This window comes from Streptomyces nanshensis (genome assembly GCF_001751255.1).
Taxonomy (GTDB): domain Bacteria; phylum Actinomycetota; class Actinomycetes; order Streptomycetales; family Streptomycetaceae; genus Streptomyces; species Streptomyces nanshensis_A.
The window spans coordinates 1-18,043 of sequence record NZ_LJGW01000419.1 but is presented as its reverse complement, the minus strand read 5'-3'; the positions used below and the strand labels follow the sequence as shown (position 1 = coordinate 18,043).

Annotated in this window: 17 protein-coding genes and 1 pseudogene; 5 read left to right on the top strand and 13 right to left on the bottom strand. The window is 70.1% G+C overall.

The annotated features are described in order from the left end of the window. Window positions 1-533 precede the first annotated feature (533 nt). Window positions 534-1,190, bottom strand: coding sequence for a TetR/AcrR family transcriptional regulator (locus tag AN218_RS26315; RefSeq protein ID WP_070019553.1), 657 nt, complete (start codon window positions 1,188-1,190; stop codon window positions 534-536). A gap of 117 nt (window positions 1,191-1,307) precedes the next feature. Between AN218_RS26315 and AN218_RS26310 the strand changes: the two genes are divergently transcribed. Beyond that, on the top strand, window positions 1,308-2,318 hold the full coding sequence (locus AN218_RS26310) for a hypothetical protein (RefSeq protein WP_070019551.1): 1,011 nt from the start codon (window positions 1,308-1,310) through the stop codon (window positions 2,316-2,318). 54 nt (window positions 2,319-2,372) lie between these two features. Here the strand turns inward: AN218_RS26310 and AN218_RS37090 are convergent, their stop codons facing one another. Next, the gene (locus AN218_RS37090; RefSeq protein ID WP_171908805.1) at window positions 2,373-2,522 is read right to left on the bottom strand and encodes a nucleotide-binding domain-containing protein; all 150 of its coding nucleotides are present in this window, start codon (window positions 2,520-2,522) and stop codon (window positions 2,373-2,375) included. A 60-nt stretch (window positions 2,523-2,582) separates the two neighbouring features. Next, window positions 2,583-4,115 carry an FAD-binding oxidoreductase gene (locus AN218_RS26305; RefSeq protein ID WP_171908804.1) on the bottom strand — a complete coding sequence of 511 codons (1,533 nt, stop codon included), beginning with the start codon at window positions 4,113-4,115 and terminating at the stop codon, window positions 2,583-2,585. Between the two features lie 409 nt (window positions 4,116-4,524). Here AN218_RS26305 and AN218_RS26300 point away from each other — a divergent pair, with 409 nt between their 5' ends. The 3 genes from AN218_RS26300 (at window position 4,525) to AN218_RS26290 (ending at window position 6,831) form a co-directional block, all read left to right on the top strand. Beyond that, a complete protein-coding gene (locus AN218_RS26300; RefSeq protein WP_070019557.1) occupies window positions 4,525-5,232 on the top strand; it encodes a TetR/AcrR family transcriptional regulator in 708 nt (235 codons plus the stop codon). Next, the gene (locus AN218_RS26295) at window positions 5,229-6,005 is read left to right on the top strand and encodes a class I SAM-dependent methyltransferase (RefSeq protein WP_070019547.1); all 777 of its coding nucleotides are present in this window, start codon (window positions 5,229-5,231) and stop codon (window positions 6,003-6,005) included. Before AN218_RS26300 ends, AN218_RS26295 begins: the two co-directional genes overlap by 4 nt. A 124-nt stretch (window positions 6,006-6,129) precedes the next feature. Beyond that, a complete protein-coding gene (locus AN218_RS26290; protein ID WP_070019542.1) occupies window positions 6,130-6,831 on the top strand; it encodes a type 1 glutamine amidotransferase domain-containing protein in 702 nt (233 codons plus the stop codon). Window positions 6,832-6,990: 159 nt separating this feature from the next. Here AN218_RS26290 and AN218_RS26285 read toward each other — a convergent pair whose 3' ends face one another. The 4 genes from AN218_RS26285 to AN218_RS26275 all read right to left on the bottom strand — a co-directional run bounded on the left by AN218_RS26285 (window position 6,991) and on the right by AN218_RS26275 (window position 10,925). Continuing rightward, the gene (locus AN218_RS26285; RefSeq protein WP_216311808.1) at window positions 6,991-7,278 is read right to left on the bottom strand and encodes a helix-turn-helix domain-containing protein; all 288 of its coding nucleotides are present in this window, start codon (window positions 7,276-7,278) and stop codon (window positions 6,991-6,993) included. A 346-nt stretch (window positions 7,279-7,624) separates the two neighbouring features. Next, complete coding sequence (locus AN218_RS36205; protein ID WP_141747698.1) at window positions 7,625-8,059, bottom strand: hypothetical protein; 435 nt, start codon at window positions 8,057-8,059, stop codon at window positions 7,625-7,627. Then, window positions 8,056-9,561: an MFS transporter gene (locus AN218_RS26280; protein WP_070019540.1), complete on the bottom strand. Its 1,506-nt coding sequence runs from the start codon at window positions 9,559-9,561 to the stop codon at window positions 8,056-8,058. Before AN218_RS26280 ends, AN218_RS36205 begins: the two co-directional genes overlap by 4 nt. Before the next feature lie 161 nt (window positions 9,562-9,722). Beyond that, entirely contained in the window at window positions 9,723-10,925 is a 1,203-nt protein-coding gene (locus AN218_RS26275) for a cytochrome P450 (RefSeq protein WP_070019538.1), read from the bottom strand. A 395-nt stretch (window positions 10,926-11,320) separates the two neighbouring features. Here AN218_RS26275 and AN218_RS26270 point away from each other — a divergent pair, with 395 nt between their 5' ends. Next, window positions 11,321-12,811, top strand: a complete 1,491-nt coding sequence (locus tag AN218_RS26270; RefSeq protein ID WP_171908803.1) for an FAD-binding oxidoreductase — start codon at window positions 11,321-11,323, stop codon at window positions 12,809-12,811. Between the two features lie 66 nt (window positions 12,812-12,877). Here the strand turns inward: AN218_RS26270 and AN218_RS26265 are convergent, their stop codons facing one another. The 6 genes and pseudogenes from AN218_RS26265 to AN218_RS26240 all read right to left on the bottom strand — a co-directional run. Continuing rightward, window positions 12,878-14,425 (bottom strand): fused MFS/spermidine synthase, encoded by a 1,548-nt coding sequence (locus tag AN218_RS26265; protein ID WP_070019534.1) that lies wholly within the window; start codon window positions 14,423-14,425, stop codon window positions 12,878-12,880. 78 nt (window positions 14,426-14,503) lie between these two features. Next, complete coding sequence (locus tag AN218_RS26260) at window positions 14,504-14,710, bottom strand: ferredoxin (protein WP_070019532.1); 207 nt, start codon at window positions 14,708-14,710, stop codon at window positions 14,504-14,506. A 97-nt stretch (window positions 14,711-14,807) separates the two neighbouring features. Then, window positions 14,808-15,869 carry a methyltransferase gene (locus AN218_RS26255; protein ID WP_244900727.1) on the bottom strand — a complete coding sequence of 354 codons (1,062 nt, stop codon included), beginning with the start codon at window positions 15,867-15,869 and terminating at the stop codon, window positions 14,808-14,810. Window positions 15,870-15,954: 85 nt separating this feature from the next. Further along, a complete protein-coding gene (locus AN218_RS26250) occupies window positions 15,955-17,034 on the bottom strand; it encodes a methyltransferase (RefSeq protein WP_070019530.1) in 1,080 nt (359 codons plus the stop codon). 41 nt (window positions 17,035-17,075) lie between these two features. Then, a complete protein-coding gene (locus tag AN218_RS26245; RefSeq protein ID WP_070019528.1) occupies window positions 17,076-17,270 on the bottom strand; it encodes an MbtH family protein in 195 nt (64 codons plus the stop codon). A 125-nt stretch (window positions 17,271-17,395) separates the two neighbouring features. Beyond that, a pseudogene (locus AN218_RS26240) lies at window positions 17,396-18,043 on the bottom strand (hypothetical protein); the annotation flags it as partial.

Genomic DNA, 18,043 nt, shown 5'->3' with positions numbered 1-18,043 from the left:
CTGCCGCACTCTCGGACCTCTTGAGTACGGGCAAGTCCCTAACCTCCGCACTGCGCCATGTCTACTCTCGCCGCTACAGATTTTCTCCATGACACACCAGCGTTATGTTCGCCTCGCCCACCCGGGAAATCTGCGCCGCAGGACGGCACCAACCACTCCGGGGCCGATCGCCGCGCACGGCCCGGGCGACCCGGCGCCTCGCCCCCCGTGTCCGCGGTCACGGGAAGCACACGTTCGGGATCCTCCACCGGCAGCAGCCGTACGGTCGCCTCTCGACGGCTGCCGACGGCCCTTGGGAGCGGGCGTGCGGCTGCTCACGGTGCATGAGTCGCCGTGTTTCCTTCCGCCCTGCCGAGGAGATCGCCCGGCCAGGCCATGCTCGTGGGCCGCAAGCGAGCTCGGTACTCCTGTCGTAGACCGCGACCTGACGCGGGGTCATCCATGTTGACTCGGCCGACGAGGGTGCTGGCTGGGTGCATCGGCATGTTCCGGATCTGCTGTTCGTCCAGCGGAATGCCCCAGTTGGGGCGGCTTCACGGCTGCGTGTGTTGCTCGGCGGCGTCGAACGCGGGCGCGAGCGGGGCCAGTGCCGCGCGGAGCTGGCCGGACAGTGAGCCGGAGGGCACGACCAGTCCTCCGGCGGCGCGACTCCCGGCGGTCTCCGCGTTCTGGGCCGGCCGGAGCCAGCTTTCCAGCGCGATGCGAACTGCCGCGGCCACGCTTGCCGCGAGGACGCGGGCTGTGTGCGCTTCGGCGCCGTCCAGGCGTTCAGCGATCACCGCCGTGAGCGGGGGCTCGATGTCGGCGGTGGCGTCGAGGAATGCGTCGCGCAGCGCGCTCTGGGTGGTGATCAGCAGCAGCGCCCGCTGTTCGCGCTCGCCGGCGTTCGTGTACTGCTCGACCACTGCCTCGGTAACGGCGTCGGCCAGGCGCACTTCTGCGGACCGGGCCGCGACCGCCGCCGCGATGCGCGCTTCCCGGTCCGCGGTGACAGCGGAGACGATCGCCTGCTCTCGGCTGGCGAAGTAGTTGTTGTAGGTGCGCGGCGAGACCCCGGCTGCCTCGGCGATGTCCTCGACCCGTACCTGATCCGGTCCGCGCTCCACGGCCAGGCGCAGGGCCGCCTCGCGCAGCGCCTCGCGCGTGGCCTGCTTCTTCCGCTCCCGCAGCCCTGGTCGTGGTGTCGTCACGGGGCTCAGCGTTCCACACAGAGTTGCGCGCACGCAAACTTGCGTGCACGCACTTTTCCTGTCAGCCTCAATCCGCCCGAGACCGACGGAGGGGACGTCACCATGCGAGCAAGAGGAATGACCTACGACACCGGATTCGTCGTGCACGGCCAGCTATCCCGCGAGCACTTCGACCCGGCGGTGGTCCGGCGTGAGCTCGCCATCATCCGCGACGACCTGCACTGCAATGCGGTCCAGATCATCGGCGGTGACCCGGACCGACTGGAGCTGGCCGCCGGCGCCGCCGCCGAACTCGGCCTGGAGGTCTGGTTCTCGCCCTACCCGCTGGAGCTGGACCCGGAGCAGATCCTCGCGCTCTTCCGCGACTGCTCCGAGCGAGCGGAACGGCTCCGGCAGCAGGGGGCCACAGTCGTGTTCGTCGCCGGGGTCGAACTGAGCGTGATGAACCGCGGATTCCTGCCCGGAGAGAGCCCCGAGGAGCGGGTCGAGCAGCTGATGAGCCAACCCGAGCAGCGCGCCGAAGCGATGCGCGAACTCGGCGTGCGCATCAACGCGTTCCTCCGCGATGCCGCGGCCACGGTCCGCGAGCGCTTCCAGGGCAAACTCACCTACGCGTCCATCCAGTTCGAGCAGGTCGACTGGACCCCCTTCGACATTGTGACGTTCGAGCTGATCCGCTCCGCCGAGGTCGCCGACCGGTTCCGGGACGCCGTGCGCACCCTGGCCCAGGGCCCGAAGCCGCTCGCCATCACCGGGTTCGGCACTGCGGCCTACCGCGGCGCGGGAGACCGCGGCGGGCGCGTGCTGGAAGTGGTCGAGCACGACCCGCAGACCAAGGCCCCACTTCGACTCAACGGCATATACGAGCGAGACGAGGCCGGCCAGGCCGCCTATCTGAGCGAACTCCTGGAGATCTTCGACTCCGAAGGCGTGGACAGCGCGTTCGTGTTCCTGTTCGCCTTGCCCGGCTACCCGCACCGCCCGGACGGCGATCCCCGGGACGACCTGGACCGGGCCGGCCTGGGCATCGTCAAACTCCTCGAAGGACGCCGGGGGCAGACCTACCCCGACATGGAATGGGAACCCAAGGCCGCCTTCACGGCAGTGGCCCAGCGGTACCGGAAGTGACCGGCTTCCGGCTCGATGTGAAGACACCGGGTGCCAGCGCGACGAGCGCAGCAGCTATGCCCTGCTCGTGCCGCTGATGGGAACATCGCTGCGGTCCCTCGCCACGACGATGCCGTCTTTCACGGCGTAGCACTCGACGAGGTGCTCGCCCCGGAAACTCGTAGGCTCATTGCGGGCGTTGGGGCGATTCGATCGGAAGCACATTCTTCAAGGTCACGCCGTGTAGACGAGGCAACGGAACAAGCGCCTTCTCAGCGCTTGGCCTTAGCGGTTGACGGGCCGGCTGCCGGTTCGTTCGCCGATGCTCTGGCCGTAGCGGAACAGACCCGTCGGGTCGTAGCGGCGCTTGACGGTGACGAGCCGCCGGTAGTTGCCGTCGTAGTAGGCGTGCTGCCAGTGGCGGAGGTCGGAGTCGGGGAAGTTCACGTACGCCGCCGACGTCTCCAGCGCACGGCTCAACGTGCCGTGCATGGCGCGCAGTTGGGCCAGCAGACGGTCGACGGTGTGGTGCGGGGTGCGGGGGGCCCAGTGGCTGCCGATGTCGATGACGAACGTGGCCTTGCGGTGCGGATAGGCCGTCTCGTGCGGGGAGGGCTTCGAGCTGGCGCCGCCCATGGCGAAGAGGGTGACGTAGCCGACGTCGCCCTTCCGGCCGGGCTGCCAGCCGCCGATCCACTCCACGATGTCCTCGACGGAACGCGGTTCGAGCCACCGCTGCGGGACCAGGGACTTCGACGCCATCGCGGCCGGAGCGCCGGGGCGTTCCATCAGATAGTCCTGCGCGTTCCAGAAGTGCCGCTCCTGCATGAACGTCTTCTCCGGGCCCAGCCGCAGCACCGGGGCGAGGGCGCGGCGCAGTCCGTCCTCCGGGCCCAGCCGCTGGCCGAGCAGCCACAGGACCGGCGCGCTTCCGTCGCCGTCGTTCCTGAAGCCGATCCGTACGTCGAAGTCGCCGCGCTCGTCCGTCGCGAGGACTTCCTGCACGGCGCTCATCACCTCGACACCGCGCCGGGCGGGGAAGGTCAGATCGAAGACGGTGGCGCGCAGGGCGGAGACGTCGACGGCGTCGAAGACGAAACCGGTGTTGATGCCGAAGTTGCCGCCGGCTCCGCCGCGGCAGGCCCAGAACAAATCCGCGTTCTCCTCCGCGCTGGCCCGCACCAGCGAACCGTCGGCCAGCACGAGCCGGGTCTCCAGCAGCCGGTCGCATGTCATGCCCCACTGGCGGTCGTTGAAGCCGAGCCCGCCGCCCAGCGTCAGTCCGGCGACGCCGACGCCGGGGCAACGTCCGCCCGGGAAGTAGAGGTTGGCCGCACGGGCGTCGGAGACGTCCGAGTTGGTGGCGCCGCCGCCCAGGACCAGCGTGCGGCCGCTGGGCGTCACGTCGTTCATGCGCCGCAGGCTGATCAGCAGACCCGGGGTGGTGGAGTAGCCCGCGTAGTTGTGGCCGCCGGATCTGGGCGCGAACGGCATGCCGTGGTCCGCGGCCCAGCCCAGGGCCGCCCGTACGTCGCTCTCCGTGGCGCACGCGACGATGCCGGCGGGCTGTACGGCCGCGTACCGGAGGTTGTCCGGCAGGGCCAGCCGCTCGTACGGGGCGTCGCCCGGCCGGTACAGCCCGGCGCCCGGGCTCAGCGCCCGTGCCAGGTCCCGCCATGCCGAGGCCGGCAGCCGATGTGCCGCTCTCTGTTTGTCGGCGGCGTAAGCACCGTGTACGGCAGGGCCGTTCAGCAGTCCGGCTCCCGCCAGGGCCGATGCCTGGGCTCCGTACCGCAAGACCGTCCGACGACTGACCATTCTGTTTTCTCCGATCGCGCATGTGGTCGCCGACCGCCGTGGGGCAGGGCAGCGGCCCGATGGACGCCCGCGGTGACGGCACGTCAGCACGTGGGCAAGTACGGGCATATCGTGTCAATCCATGAGCAACCGGCCGCTCAGCACGCCGTGAGCAGGCGAGTGGTGACGCCGCCTGTCGTACGGCCGCCGTAGACGTCGGGGCTGGCGGGGACCGAGGCGTACATCCGCAACAGGGGGCGGGTGATGGGGTGTTGAGGCGAGGGGACGCTCCCCCGGTTCGGAGACGCGCCCTCTGCTTGCGATGGCCTCGCGAGGAGTTCTCGCGCAGCACCCGCACCCAAGGGAGAATGACCAAAGTGCTAATCTAGTCATCGTTCATCTCTGAGACCGCGACGACAGGGCGGTGGACATGGCCAGAGGACAGCCCGCGGACCGGCGGGAACGTGCCGACCGGATCCTGGATGTCACCGCGGATCTGCTGCTGCGCTGGGGGCACCGGCGCGTGACGATCGACGAGGTCGCCGGGCGGGCCGGAGTCGGCAAGGGGACCGTCTACCTTCACTGGTCCGGGCGCGAGCAGATCTTTCTCGCGGTCGCCGCGCGGGAAGCCGCGGGCGCGATCGACGCCGTCGTGGCGGCGATGCGGGCCGACACGAGAGAGGTGCTGCTGCACCGCTACATGCGGCGGCTGTTCGTCGAGGCGATGCAACGGCCGGTGCTGCGGGCCGTGTTCACCCGGGACGCCGAGACGCTGGACCGGCTCCTCGCCGACCCCCGCAGACGGCCGCTGGAGGGCGCCAAGCTCGTCGCGTCCCGCGAATATCTCGGTCTGCTGGGCGAGCACGGTCTGCTGCGCGACGGTCTGCGCCCCGAGGATCTGGACTATCCGCTGCCGGCGGTCGTCTACGGCTTCTTCGCATCGGAGCCGCTGCTGTCGCACGAGGTCGTACTCGGGCTGGAAGAGAAGGCCGACCACGTGGCGGACACCCTGCACCACGCCTTCGAACCGCCCACGCTGCCGCGCTCCGTACCGCGGCCCGTGGCGGTCAAGGCGATCGAGATCTTCGAGCAACTGGCCCGCGAATTCCGCGAGGTGACCTATGGGAGCGCGAAATGACTGAGAACGCAGGGGAGTTCGGCCGTCCCCGAGGCGACTACGGCTTCGACGGGGACTACCGCGTGATACCGGCGCCCGTCGTCGCGGCCGTCTACATACTGATCTGCCTGGTACCGGCGGAGTTCGCCGTCTTGTACTCGGGGCGCGGCGAGGTGGCGTCCGCCGTCGCGGCCGGCCTCGTCGCCGTCCTGTTGGTGGCCTTCGGTGTCACCGCGGTACGTGCCACACGCGTGGGGAAGTTCGAGGCGTGGGGGCCCGTACTCCAGGGGCTGGGGCTGCGCGGCGACGAAGAGGTACTCGACATGGGGTGCGGGCGCGGCGCCGTGCTGCTGTCCGTGGCCAAGCTGCTGCCCGGCGGGCGCGCCACGGGCATCGACATCTGGCGCGCCGACCAGACCGGCAACTCCCCCGACGCCACGTGGCGCAACGCCGAACTCGAGGGCGTCAGCGAGCGGATCGAGGTGTGCACCGGCGACATGACGCACATGCCGTTCGACGACGGCCGGTTCGACGTCATCGTGAGCAGCCTCGCCATCCACAACGTCTCCACCATGGCCGGCCGCCTCGCGGCGGTCGACGAGGCCGTACGGGTGCTGCGGCCCGGCGGACGGCTCGCCGTCGCCGACATCGGCTTCACGAAGCGATACGCCGCCAGGCTGCGGGAGTCGGGGATGAACGGCGTGTCACGGCGCAGCCTCGGCTGGCGGTTCTGGTGGGGCGGACCGTGGCTCGCCACCTGGCTGGTCACGGCGACCAAACCCGAGTCGGACTGAGGGAGTCGTCCGTCACGCTTCACGTCCCTGCCCGGGGGTACGCGTCGTCGGACGCGCAGGCAGCACAGGGCCCCTTGGCCGCGGCTGCCGAGATCGACCGCCGCATCACCGTCGAAGGGAACACATGACGGCCACGGTCCTCATGGTGCTCAGCGCCGCCGACCACTGGACGCTCGACGACGGCACCGAGCACCCCTCCGGCTTCTGGGCCGAGGAATTCGTCGTGCCGTACGAGGTGTTCACGGCGGCGGGGTGGGACGTCACGGTCGCCACGCCCGGCGGCAAGGCCCCCACCGTGGACCGTCTCAGCCTCGGCCTCTCGGGCGGCCTGCCCGCCAAGACCCGCAGGATCCAGGCCGAGCTGGACCGGCTCGCACCGGTGCTCACCGCCCCGGCGAACCTTTCCCAAGTGGACGCCGGCGCCTACGACTTGGTCTTCTACCCCGGCGGCCACGGACCGATGGAGGACCTGGCGTACGACACGGCCTCCGGTGCGCTGCTGGCCGAGCGTCTCACGTCGGGCAAGCCGCTCGCGCTGCTGTGCCACGCGCCGGCGGCGATTCTCGCGGCGGCGTCGGAAGACGGCAGCACGCCGTTCGCGGGCTATGAGATGACGGGCCTGTCGAACCGCGAGGAGCTGCTGAACCGGTTCGCGAAGAAGGCCCCGTGGCTTCTGGAGGACAAGCTGAAGGAGAGCGGCGTCGACTACCGCAAGGGACGTCTGCCCTTGCGGCCGTTCGTCGTCGTCGACAGGAACCTCTACACGGGGCAGAACCCTCAGTCGTCACAGAAGCTCGCCGAGCGACTTGTCGCGGATCTGCGCTGACGGAACGGTGCGGTCGGGAACCGCCGTGGAGTGGCCGGGCCTGGCCAACTGCCCGTCGCGGGACGGGTGGACAGCCCGCAGCCCGCAACCGTCGCTCCGCAGCGGGCCGCCGGTGACATCCCACTAGCTGAACAGCGGGACAAGGACGCGCAGAGCCGCTCACTCCCCGGCGTCGGTGGCGTGCTCCAGGATGTAGCCCCGTCCCCACGCCGTCTGAAGCGTCAGCCCCAGCGGCCTGATGCGTCGGCGTATACGCATGATGTGCAGGTCCAGGGCGTTCCGGGTGCTGCACGCCTGGCGCTCCACGAGGCGGCTCATCAACTCCTCGCGGGGGACGAGTCCTTGGAACGCGGTCGTCAGGCTCTCCAGCAACGCGGTCTCCGCCGGGGAGATCGCCACGATGCGGTCGCGGTACTTCAGCGCGCCGCTCGGGTCGACACGAGGCACGGTGAAGGGATAGGACTTCGCGCGTAATGCGGCGACGCGGGCGCGCAGATCGGGTTTGCTGATCGGGGCACGTACCCAGTCCTCCCGTACGTCCGAGCACAATGGCGCCGGCGCCCCGCCCTCTATGATGAGTAGACGGAGGACCCCCTCCTCGACGCACCTTTCCCGCTTTGCCGATTCCACGGGCCAACGCACGAGTTTCACTTCGATTTGATCGTGCCTCACCGAATCGCCCTCTCGGTCTCGTTATCCGGTGCGAACCCAGTGGGGGAGGCCGACTCAGCACCGGTTACGTCCTTGTTCTTCCCCCGAAGGAACAGGTACTTACTGCCGAAGAGGGCTCTGCTCAGCCGTTTCTGACGTGGTCCCTAGCTTCGGTGAGTCTTTCGCAGGCGGCCCGGACGCCGACGTGGGACGGTTCCGGAGCCCGCCGCTTTCGACAGGCGTCCGGTTTCCGGGCGAACTCGCGGAAGAACGCCCCCACTTCGGTGGAATCGATTTCCGCCACGGCCGCGTAAGAGCACGAGGTTGGCGGAACGGGTATTTCCGAGGGGGCGAATTCCTGGGACAAGAGGGAGTCATAGGGATCGAGTCGGATGCGGTGGCGCTTGCCGGGCAAGCCGACGTGGCGGTTACGCAGACCGTCACCATGGTCGGGCCGGCGCGCTTCGGACGTCGGCGCGGTGACGGGGCGATTCATCGTGAGGGAGGGTTCGGTCAGCTCACCGGCATGAGTGCGGGCGGACAACTCGCGCGCGGCGAAGGGTAGTTCGTCGGTCACACATCCTCCGTGGTGTCACTCTGACGGGTCGCCAGGGGTTCAGCCGAGCCGTCGTCGGTCTCCGGTTCCGGTTTCTGCTCGGGCGCCTGCTCCACGGCCTCCGGCTGCGCGGCCTCCGGTTCGGGGGCCGGCGTGGGCACCGCGAGGGTGAGCATCCCGGCGCTGAAGGCCGCCACCGCTCCCAGCAGGTAGCCGAGCGAGAAGTCGCCGAGCCCTCCGAGTGCGCTGAGAGCCGCGATGGAGCCCAGTACGGCGAGACCGGACGCCGAACCGAGTTCCTGTGCGGTGTTGATGAGGCCCGACGCGCGGCCGTGCTCCTCCTCCGGGACCGCGGTGGCGAGGGAGAACGTGGGCGCGTACGAGAGTCCGTTGCCGCCGGCGACCAGGAGCAGTCCCGGCAGGATCCCCGTCCAGTAGTCACCGGTGCCGGTCGCGGTGAACACGAGGACGAGCAGGCCGAGGGCGGAGATACACGAACCGGTGAGCAGAAGCTTCCGGACGCCGATGCGCCCGATGAGCGCGCCCGCCTTCGGCGAGATCACCAGCACGACGACGGTGACGGGGGCGAAGCCGAGCCCTGTCTGCAGCGCTCCGTAGCCCATCTCCGTCTGCATGGTGAGGGTGGTGAAGTACAGCGCGGATGTGGTGGCGCTGGCGTTCAGCATCAGCACCATGTTGGCGAGGGCGACGTTGCGCCGTACCAGCAGACCGCCGGGGAGCACCGGGTTGGGGGCGCGTCGTTCGGTCATCACCAGGGCGGTCACCAGGAACCCCAGGACGATCAGACCGGTGACCATCAGCCAGTCCTGGCCGCCGGAGACGTCCGCCAGGAGCACACTGGCGCCGCCGAGGGTGACGGCCAGCAGGATCGCGCCCGGTACGTCGAGCCGTCCGGCCGGCGTGGCCGACTCCTCCTTCGTACGGGTGGCCGAGGACAGCAGCCGTACGGCGGCGACGACCACGAACGCCCCGATCGGGACGTTGATCAGGAAGATTCCACGCCATCCGATGTACTCGGTCACCACCCCGCCGAGGAGCTGACCGGCGATCGCCCCGGCGGAGCCGACGGCCGCCCACACGCCCAACGCCCGGTTGCGCAGCTCGCCTTCGTTGAATCCGCCGACGAGCAGGGCCATGGCGTTGGGCGAGATCATGGCGGCGCCGAGCCCCTGTCCGGCGCGTGCGGCGAAGAGCTGCCAGCCTTCCTGGGAGAGCCCGCAGACCAGGGACATCACGGTGAAGACGACGAGCCCCGTGAGGAGCACCCGGCGCCGGCCGAAGAGGTCGCCCGCCCGTCCGGCGACGATCAGCAGGCTTCCGAAGGCGACCGTGTAGGCGACGCTGGTGAGTTGGAGGAAGCTGACGGGCACGTCGAGTTCGTCGCGGATCGACGGAACGGCGATGTTGACGACGACGACGTCGACGATCAGGACGAACTGTGCGGAGCACAGTAACCACAGCAGTGCGAGCTGGCTGCGCGTCCAAGTAGCTTTCGCGGACATGCGTGTCCTCTCATTTCTGAACAGCTACTCAGTTTAGAGGGCATCAGGGGCTTGGAGGCGAGGTTGGAATCAGGCCACTCTCAAGGGGGACGGAAGCTCGGATTCCGCCACGTCGGAGCGTGCCGACCCGCCACGCCGGGAGGTGCGTTCGGACCGCGGCCCTACCAACGCACCGGGAGGGCCGCCGGAGCCCGCAGAACCGATCCCTGCTTCCAGGCGACCTGCTCCGGCGGGACGTCCAGCGCGAGGGACGGCCGCCGCTCCAGGAGCGTGCGCAGGCCGATCTGCAGCTCGGCCCGGGCCAGTTGGGAGCCGAGACAGAAGTGCGGACCGTGGTGGAAGGCCAGGTGCGCATTGGGGCGGCGGGTCAGATCGAGTTCGTCCGGCCCGGCGAAGACCTGCTCGTCCCGGTTGGCGGCGTTGTTGGACGGCACGACCGTCTCGCCGGCGCGCACCAGTCGACCCGCGACGGTGACGTCCTGCGTCGCACGGACGGGGTTCCCGCCGTAGGAGAGCATGGGGACGTAACGCAGCAACTCCTCGACGGCGTCCGGGATCCGATCCGGCTCCGCCTGGAGCGCCCTGAGCCGCTCGGGTCTCGTCAGCAGGAGATAGGTGAAGTTGCAGAGCTGCGAGGACGTGGTCTCGTAGCCGGCGATGACGACACCGAACCCGAGGTTGCCCAGCGTCTCGTCGTCGAGCGTGCCCTCTTGTCCGTTCTGCCGGACGAGTTCGCCGAAGAACGTGTCCGAGGGGTCGCGGCGCTCGGCGGCGACCAGGTCGGTGAAGTAGCGCTGGACGCCGACGACGGCGGCCTGGATCTGGTCGGGCGTGAACGCCGTCGTCGAAACCACCGCGTCGAAGAAGGGCGCGAATTTTTCGCTGTCCTCGTACGGCACTCCGACGAACTCGCACACCACCCGTCCGGCCAGCGGCTGCGCGTAGGCGGTGGCGAGATCGACGGGCGGCGTGCTGCACTCCGGGCTCTCCAGCAGCGCCTCGGCGATCTGCTGCACGCGCGGGCGGAAGGCCTGCACCCGGCGTGCGGTGAACGCCCTGTTGAGCAGACGGCGGACCGCGGTGTGCTCCGGCGGATCGAGGTAGCCGAGCCCGTCGGCGACCGGCTGCTCGAAGAACCGCGGCGCCCCTGGACGGATGGAGTCCGCCCGGCTGAAGCGGCTGTCGGACAGCACGAACCGGACGTCGTCGTAGCGCGTGACCAGCCATGCCTCGCCGCCGTACGGCAGGGTGACGCGGGTGATGGGCTCTTCGCGCCGCAGCCTGGCGTACTCCGGCTCGACGTGCAGTTCGGGGCAGGCACGGAACGGGTACGCCGGCGCCTGCGGTGCGTGGGGGCGTGTCACTGGTGAAGCTCCTACCGTCTCTCGCGCGGGCGGGTCCAACTGCGTGGGCCTTCCGCCTCTTGTCCCCAAGTGAGCTGGGTGACAGGACAAGGTGAGCGCAGAACGGTGGCCCATTTTGCCCATGCACATATCGGTCGTATAGAAGGACGTTGCGGCCTTGAGGGACAGACGGTACAAACGGGGCGAGCAAGAACCGTAAACGGGGGCAAAGTGGACCGATATTTTTCCGCACCGGGCATGCGCTTCTGTCGCCCGCCCGAAAGAACCGGCCTCCCGGCCCCGGCAGCGGTACTACAACTGCTCGCCTACTCCACTGATTTCGGAAACGGGAGGCGGACGTGATCGCTCGGCGCTCGGTACTACGCGCGGGGGCAGGCGCTGCCGGACTCGGACTGGTGGGCGCCACCGGTCCGGACGCGGCCGGCGCCGGCGTGCCGGTCGGCGCGAACGGCCCACGGGGAAAGGTGCCGTGGGACCGGCTGCGCGACGCGCTCCACGGCGACCTGGTCCTCTCCGGCGAGCCGTCGTACGCACACGCCAGACAGCTCGCGCTGGCCCAGTTCGACGGCGTCGGTCCCCAGGGCGTGGCGTACTGCGTCAGCGCCCGTGACGTCGCCGGCTGTCTGCGGTTCGCGCAGGAGCACGGCCTGACGACCGCGACGCGCAGCGGCGGTCACAGTTATGGGGGTTACTCGACCACGCACGGGCTGATCGTCGACGTCTCACGGATGAACCGGGTACGGCCCGGAGAGCGGTCCGTACGGATCGGTCCGGGGGCGCAGGCGGTGGACGCGATGTCGGCGCTCGCCCCGCACGACCTCCAGATCGTCTCCGGGCTCTGCCCCACCGTCTGCCCCGGCGGCTATCTGCTGGGCGGCGGAATCGGCCATCAGACGCGGAAGTTCGGGCTCGGCAGCGACCGCATGGTCTCGGCCGAGGTGGTGCTGGCGGACGGGCGGATCGTCCGTGCCTCGGCGGACGAGGAGCCGGACCTGTTCTGGGCGCTGCGCGGCGGCGGTGGCGGCAACTTCGGCATCGTCACGGACTTCGAGGTGCTGCCGACACGTGTCCCGACGATGAACAACTACACCCTTGCCTGGAAGGCCGAGCACTTCCCGGAGGTGGCCGCGGCCTGGCAGGAGTGGATCGGGGAAGCGGACACCGATCTGGCCGGCTCGCTGGGAGTGATGCTGGACGACTCGCAGCCGGACGCGGTCCCCCAAGTGCTCGTCACCGGGGCCCACTTGGGGAAGGCCGAGGCGTTGCGTGAGGCGCTGGACGCCCTGGTGTCGGCCGTCGGCAGCCGGCCGTCCGACAGACAGGAGACCGGCGAACTCCCCTACGCCCAGGCGATGATGCAGACGTTCGGCTGCGCGGAGCTGTCCACCGAGGAGTGTCACCGTGAGGGCGGGTCGGGCGGAGGGCGGCTGCCGCGTGAGCAGTTCGTCCTGGACCGCAACCGGCTGGCCACGCAGCCGCTGCCGGACGACGCCGTGAAGGCCCTCTTCGCAGCCCACACGGCGGACCGCCGCACGGGCCAGATGCGATACCTCAACTTCATGGCTCTGGGAGGCCGGGCCAATGTGCCCGCCCGTACCGACACCGCGTATGTGCACCGCGACGCCCGGCTGTTCGTCGGGTATTCCGTGGGGCTGAGCGCGCAGCACGCGGGCGAGGAGGACCGACGGGCGGCGCGCGCCTGGATCGACCACGCCTTCGCGGTGCTCACCCCGCACTCCAGCGGCGAGGCGTACCAGAACTTCATCGATCCGGCGCTGGAGTGCTGGGAGAGCGCCTACTACGCGGAGAACTACGAGCGGCTGCGCCGGGTGCGGCGCCGGTACGACCCCTCGCACTTCTTCACGTTCCCGCAGGCCGTGGCCTGAGCGGGCGGACGCGGCGGGCGAAGACATCCGCACCGGTGGTGTGCGGGTGCGCCCGGCCGCGCCACGTCACCAGTACTGCAACGGCACCGTGATGAGCTGGTCGACGGGGGCGTAGTCGTCGGTGAGCACCTGGGCGTCGCCTGCGTAGCGGGCCGTCCGCTGCTCGCCGGCGACCTTGAGCTTCTTCGACGGATCCCGGTCCGCCACCCGGCGTTGCAGCTCGGACGCGCTCAGCGGGCGGTCGCTGGCCACCGCGACCACGTTGCCGCCCTCCTTCCCGTCCAGGATCGTGTCGTACGAGACGATCAGGACGTGCTTGAACACCGAGCGCAGCGTGGCCACTTCGGACCGCGCGAAGTCGGCGGGCGGGAAGTCGATCATGTTGAGCGTGTAGACGCCCCCGGGCTTGAGCACACGCTGCGCGTGCCGGATCAGCTCGGCCGTGGTCAGATGCCACGGCGGGCTGTGCGAGCCGAACGCGTCCTCGACGACCAGGTCGCGGCTGTCGGTGGGCTGCTTCTGCAGCCCCTGCCTGCCGTCGCCGGTGACGACCCGCAGCCGGTCGGACTCCTTGAACGCCAGCCGGTCCTTGGCGAGTTGCGTGAGGCCGCCGTCGATCTCGTAGACGAGCTGATCGCCGTCCGGACGCGTCCGCTCCAGATAGGTGGGCACCGTCATCCCGCCGCCGCCGATGTGGAACCCGTCGAGACGCCCTCCGGGGTTGACGAGGTCGCTGGCCGCGACGACCGCCTGCACATAGCCCATGTGCAGGTTGGTCGGATCCTTGACGTCGACGTGGCTGATCTCGGCGTTGCTGGTCTTCAGTATCCGCAGGGACGGATCGCCCGGCACGGACTCGATCTTGGCGCAGGCGTAGGTGGTCTCCGCGTCGCACGGCTGAGGCGCCCCGAGGGTCAGTCCCGTGGTGAGGACGCCGAGCACGGTGAAGGCCGCCACGGCCTTCAACGACCTGCCCCGCAGCAGCACTTGGCACACCAGGCCGCCCACCGCCAGCAGGATCCCCAGCACCAGCAGGATCACGCTGGTACGCAGGGAGGCGACCAGCACGAAGCCGGTGACGAAGGTGGCGAGGATCCCGCCGAGGGTGCCGAGGCTGGACAGCCGCCCGACGGTGCTGCCCGTGCGGTACAGGTCGTGAAGCTGCAACTTGACGACGAGGGGCGTGACCGTGGACAGGAGCGCGGCAGGCACGATGACGGCGAGCGCGGCGAGCGTGATCACCGCGACGGGACTGGTGCCCTTGACCACGTTGCCCACCGCGCGCACCACCGGCAGGACGAGGAGCGTGGTGACGCCGCCGAGCATCAGCATCCAGCCGATGACCGCGCGCGGCGGCACCCGGTCGGCGACCCGGCCGCCGATCCACGTGCCCAGCGCGATGGAGGCCAGAGCGGTGCCGATCACCGCGGAGTTCACCTGAAGGTTGATGCCGATGTAGGGCGCCACCAGCCTGACCGCGATGTTCTCCAGGATCAGCACCGCGCCCGAGGCGACGAAGACCAGTAAGGCCGCGGCGAGCGACGGTATCGGTACGACCGGGGCACCCTCTGCCGGGGGCGGTGGTTTGGTTTCCTCTTGCGTTGCACTCGACATTCTTCCTCCGGATCACTGCAGTTGAGCGTCACGTTCGGGAGGGCGCCCCGCGGCGGACGGGGCGTCGGTGCCGGGGCGTCAGCCGGCCGTACCGTCCGGGTGCAGGGCCAGCGCCTCGGTGGGACACCGCTCCACGGCCTCCCGGACGTCCGGCAACAGCTCGGGCGAAACCTCGTCCGCGCAGAGCAGCACCAGGGCGTCGTCGTCCTGGTCGAACACCTCGGGAATCCGCTCGGCGCACAGCCCGCTGCCCACGCACCGCTCCCGGTCCGCTGTGATGCGCATGTCTCCTCACGCTTCCTCCCACCGCGCGGAGGGCCCTGCTCACGGAGCGGGTGACGCGCCGCCGGCGGGCCGGTGATGATGTGTCAGGCCGCCGCCGTCACTCGCTCCTGCGCGCGGTGATCACGGCCATCCCGCTGGGGAGCACCTCGGCCTCCTCCTCCACCAGGCCCGCTTCGGCGAGCAGTTCGGCGAAGGCCGAGCGGGTGCGCTCCTGGCCGCCGGAGGCGCCGAAGAGCGAGAGCATGTACAGGTCCATCACCGCCGGCAGCCGGTGGCTCTCGCTACCGTCGTCCTGCGCGCGGCAGCCGTCGGTGACCAGGTCGATGACCATGATCCTTCCGTTCTCGGGGAGCGCCGCCCGGCAGGTGCGCAGGATCCGCAGGGCGCTCCGGTCGTCCCAGTCGTGCAGGATGTGGCTGAGGATGTAGAGGTCCTTGCCGGGCAGGACCCGGTCGAAGAAGTCCCCCACCTCGGCGCTGCACCGGTGGGCGAGGTCCGCCTCGGCGATCCGCTTCTGCGCCAGCGGGACCGTGCCGGGCATGTCCACCACGGTGCCCACGCTGCCGGGTGTGCGGTGCAGTACGGAGCACAGCAGCGCCCCGTCGCCGCCGCCCACGTCCACGATGTGCCGGTAGCGGTCGAAGGTGATCGACGCGAAGATCTCGTCGACCTCCAGGGTCAGCCCGGCCGCCTGCGACCTGTCGAAGGTCTCCCGGAGCCCGGGGTTGCGCTCCAAGTAGCCGAAGAGATCGGCGTCGTAGACCGTACGGAAGGCCGATTCGCCGGTCCGTACGGTGTGTTCCAGCCGGGTCCACGCCGTACCGACCTCGTCGGCGAGCAACAGGGCCGTCGGCTGTGCGGTGCCGGACACCTCGGGCTGGAGCGTGGTGCCCAGCGGGGTGAGGCCGAACCGCGCGCCGTCTCCTTCCTCGCCCTCCTCGGCGATGACGCCGAAGGGGACGAGCGCACGCAGCAGCCGCTCCAGCGCGGAGGGGTGCGTTCTCGTCGCCGCCGCCAACTCCTTCACGCCGCGGCTGCGTTCGGCCAGCAGCTCCGGGATTCCGAGCCGGACCAGGACGCTCACGGCCCTGGACACGAGCTGGCCGTACAGCAGCATCCGCATGCGGGCCGCGTCGTCTCGCAGTGCGTCGTCGAGCACGCCCTCACCTCCCTGGGTCGCTTCTGGGGGCGGGGCGGCGGCCCACGGGTGCCGCCGCCCCGGTCTTGCCGGTCGTGCGGCGCGCTTACTTCGTGGCGACGATGACGCCGTGCGGAGTCCATCCCGGGAACGGGACGCGCTGGGCGGAATGGAAGCCGGCGGCCCGGATGCACTCCTCGTGCTGCGCCCAGGAGTAGATCATTCCGCCCTCGGCGGGCAGCGACGCGAAGTAGACGCTGTCGAGCGCCGCGACGACCGGCCCGTCGCCCTCGTCGTTGGACATGGAGTTGAAGACGACGAGCTTGCCGCCCTCGGGCAGCGCCTCGTACGCCCTGCGCATCAGCGCGGTGTTCTCCTCCAGCGTCCAGATGACGAATTGGTGGGCGAACATCACCACGTCGCAGCCGGTCGGGAGGGGGTCGCTGAACATGTCGCCGGTGACGACCGACACCTGGCCGCCCACTCCCGCCTGGGCGATCTTCTTCTCCGCGATGGTGCGCGAGGCGGGGATCTCGAAGACCGTGATGTCGAGACCGGGGTTGGCCTTGGCGAGGGCGATGGCGTTGACCGCATCGCCGCCGCCGCAGTCGAGCAGGTGCTTGGCGCCGGAGAGATCCAGATGCTCCACCAGGTGCTTGTTGGCGAGTTCGGACCACGAGCGCATGTAGCGGTAGAAGACCTGCTCCATCTGCGGGTTCTCGGCGAGCCGGTGGTAGAGGTCGCGACCGGAGCCGCGCACCCGCCGCAGGCCGACGTTGCGGTTCTCCCGCAGCGAGTCGGTGAAGTCCAACTGGCCCTCGTAGACGATGTACTGCTCGAAGGCGACCGTGTCCTTGAAGCGCTGCCAGTCGCCCTCGGCCATCAGGTCGAGCACCACCGGCGCGAGGCGGTAGCGGGAGTTCTCCTCCTGCTGTACGTCCCGCTGTACGAGGCCGAGCGACGTGCAGCCCAGCAGCAGGATGTCCACGGACCGGTCGGCGAGACCCAGACCGTCCCGTATCTCCTCGCGGCTCGACTCCTTGCGTTCGGCGAGCAGTTCGGGCAGGCCGAGCTCGCAGGCGGCGTTGAGGTACTGGAACGCGGCGTGCCCGAAGAGGATCCGGGACAGGCCGTCCATGTCCAGCGGGGCGACGCCGTTGTCGGCGTGCGGCTGACGTGCGTTCATATTCGACTCCTTCGATACGGAAGAGGCACGACGCGCGGCGGTCATGTGCGCAGCGCGGTCGGATCGGTCCAGGTCTCGTCGATGTGGATGAGGCATGCGGAACGGCTCCCGGAGAAGCCGGTGGTGCGCCAGCCGGCGGGCACATCCCGGTCCGGCGGCCAGATCGAGTACTGGCCCGCGTCGTTGACGACGACGACACAGGTCACCGAGTCGTCGTCGCCGAGAAAGGCCGCCATGCTCCTACCTCCTCGTCGGTGGTGCGTGGGTCGTGGGTCGGTGGGCGGATGGGGTCGGTACGGAGTGGTCGGTACGGGGGGTGGTCGGGGGTCGGGGCGGACGGGCCGGTGCCCGTGCGCAGCGGTCAGAGCTGGAGGCGTGTGCTGACGAACGTCGCGTTGCCCCACGACTCCACGTCGAGGGCCGCGGCGGTGACGCGTCCCGGTGGCTCCTCGCCGTGCGTCAGCAACTCCTCGCGTGCCTGCGGCGGAAGACCGTCGTCGCGGTCGAGCAGACGCAGAGCGACGGGCTTGCCGGGCAGCTCCAGCTCCAGTACGAAGCCGTCGGCGGGAACCGCGTGGAGCCACAGCTCCCACGGCTGGTCCTGCTCCCCGACTCCGGCCTCCTCGCGGGTGACGGCCCGTCCGTCGACGGACCAGCGCCGTACGTCGCCGCCCGGGATCGCGACGGAGAGCTGGCGGGCCCCGCGCGGGGAGCGGACGCGTGCGGTGATGCGCCGTCCCGTCTCCGTCTCCTCCGTGCGCAGGACGGTCAGTTCGGGTGCGGACGGCTCCTCGCCGTACGGGGCCGCCGGCGCGTAGAGGAAGTCGCGCGTCCACCCGGGGAACCATGTCTCCAGGCGGCCGCGCCGGTGGCCGGTGCCCAGGGCGCGCACCGTCCAGGGGTTGGGGGCGCGGTCCGTGCTCAGCCACCACCGCTCCCCCGCGTCGGCGTCGACGAGGTAACTGAGGCTCTCCGGCACGGGTTTGCTCTCCGGCGAGCCGCCCCGCCA